We start from the raw sequence: 2,591 nt of genomic DNA on the forward strand, positions 1-2,591 counted from the left end.
ACGACCGTCCCGCTGACCTCGGGCCGCCCCTCGATCACATAGAAGAATACGCTGCGACCGCGCGGTGCTGAACTGGCAGTCCTTCTCGATCGGCAAGGGCGCCAGCGTGACCTTCGACCAGCCGGGCACGAGCTCGGTCGCGCTCAACCGCGTCGTCGGGTCGGACCCGTCATCGATCCTTGGCAACCTGTCGTCCAACGGCAAGGTCTTCCTGGTCAACGGCAATGGCATCGTGTTCGGCAAGACCGCGAGCGTGAACGTCGGCGGACTGGTCGCATCGACGCTGAACATCAGCGATGCGGATTTTATGGCCGGCCAGTCGCGCTTTGCCGGGACCAGCACCGCGGGCGTCCAGAATGACGGCACGATCACCGCCAAGGGCGGCTATGTCGCGCTGCTCGGCGCGCAGGTCGGCAACAGCGGCGTGATCCGCGCCAATTTCGGCACGGTCGTGCTGGCGGCGGGTGAGGCGATCACGCTCGACGTCGCGGGCGACGGGCTGCTCAACGTCGCGGTCGACAAGGGCGCGGTGGGCGCGCTGGTCCGCAACGGCGGGCTGATCCGCGCGGATGGCGGCAAGGTCGTGATGACCGCGCAGGGTGCGGGCGAGCTGCTCCACACCGCGGTCAACAATAGCGGCATCATCGAGGCGCGGACGCTGCAGAACCGCAGCGGCACGATCCTGCTGCTCGGCGACATGCAGACCGGCACCACCAATCTCAGCGGCACGCTCGACGCGAGCGCACCGGTCGGCGGCAATGGCGGCTTCGTCGAGACGTCGGCGGCGACCGTCAACATCGCCGACGGTTCCAGAGTCTCGACGCTGGCGCGGTCGGGCACGACCGGCAGCTGGCTGATCGATCCGCAGGATTATGTGATTGGTGCAGGCGGCAACATCTCGGGCTCGACGCTGTCGGCGCAGCTCGTGACGACCAGCATCACGATCAGCACGCTGCCCGCGGCGGGCGACACGACGACGGGCAATGGCGACATCTTCGTCAACGACGCGGTCGCGTGGACCGCTTCGGGCGTGCCGACGACGCTGACGTTGAACGCGTTTCGCGACGTCGTCATCAACGCGCCGATCAGCGCGACCAACGGCAACATCGTCGCCTGCTGCGGCCGCGACGTGAACGTCAACGCCGACCTGACGACGGTCAATGGCAGTATCCTGCTCAACGCCGGGCGCAACGTGAACGTCTATCATGCGATCACGACGACCGACGGCAACATCGCGCTGTGCGCGGGGCATGACGTGATGATCGACGCTGCCGTCACGCTGACGCGCGGCACGACGATCCCGGCGCAGAGCCTGGGCCTGCCGGTCGGGCTGACGCTGATCGCAGGCGCGGACGGCACCGGGCCGGGCGTCAACGGCGGCACGATCGTGTTCTCCGCGCTGTCGCCGCCGACGACGGTGACCGCGGCGCCGGTGTCGATCACCTACAACCCGGTTTCGTATACGACGCCGACCGACTTCTCGAACGAGTTCGTGCTGACCGAGGGTGCGGCGATTTCGCAGCGGATGCTGGTCTTCCCGTCCGCGCAGAAGGTCGCGGACGGCACCAATGCGGCGGTGCTGAGTGGGTTCAACGCATCAGACACGTCGGGGCTGCCGAGTGGCGTCACCCTGGTCGCGGGGACGGACGCGACGGCGACGTTCGACAGCGCGGACGCCGGGGCGGGCATCGGCGTCAGCTATAGCGGCTATACGCTGACCGGCGCGAATGCGGACCAATATGCGCTTGCGGGATCGTGCTGCACGGCGGGCTTCCGGACTACGGGGACGATCACTGCTGCTCCGGCGCCTGCTCCGGCGCCTGCTCCTGCACCGGCTCCTGCTCCTGCTCCTGCACCAGCACCAGCTCCTGCCCCTGCTCCCGCACCTGCACCTGCTCCTGCACCCGCTCCCGCACCTTCGCCAGCACCGGCACCGGCACCGGCACCCGCACCTGCTCCTTCCCCGGCTCCAGCTCCAGCTCCAGCTCCAGCTCCAGCTCCAGCGCCTGCGCCTGCGCCTGCGCCGGCTCCTGCTCCCGCTCCAGCTCCAGCACCAGCACCAGCACCAGCACCAGCACCAGCACCGGCGCCGGCACCAGCACCCGCACCCGCACCCGCACCCGCACCCGCACCCGCACCCGCACCCGCACCCGCGCCCGCGCCGTCGCCAGCACCCTCGCCTTCGCCAACGCCGATACTGACGCCGACACCGACACCGACGCCGGTGATCGTCACCGTCCTGCCGACCGCGACGCGGCCGTTCCTCGAGGTGCCACCAGCCCAGGTCCGGCGGCCGAACGTGCCGGTCGGGACGGTGGTCGACGGCGGCGTGAGCGTGCCGCCGGAGGGTCCGGGACCGTTCCCGATCCCCCCGGCCCCCGTGACGCCGGTCCCCGTGACGCCGCCGACCCAGTCGTCGCTGGGGGAACTGACGCAGCCCGTGCCGCGCACCCCCGTGGTCCCGGTCTATCCGCGCAAGCAGGCGCGCCACTGATATGGCAGGCTTCGGGTCGCGAACAGCGCGGCGCGCGGTGCTGGTCGCGGTCGCCCTGGCGGCTGGGGGCGCGTCCGCCGCCGGCGCCCAGCCGGTC

Annotated in this window: 1 protein-coding gene; it reads left to right on the forward strand. The window is 70.4% G+C overall.

Translation table 11 applies throughout. The features are described from left to right. Positions 1–64: 64 nt before the first annotated feature. Positions 65–2,494, forward strand: a complete 2,430-nt coding sequence (locus sphsw_RS11360; protein WP_052380925.1) for a two-partner secretion domain-containing protein — start codon at positions 65–67, stop codon at positions 2,492–2,494. Positions 2,495–2,591: the final 97 nt, after the last annotated feature.

The organism is Sphingomonas sp. FUKUSWIS1 (assembly GCF_000733135.1).
Taxonomy (GTDB): Bacteria; Pseudomonadota; Alphaproteobacteria; order Sphingomonadales; family Sphingomonadaceae; genus Sphingomonas; species Sphingomonas aerolata.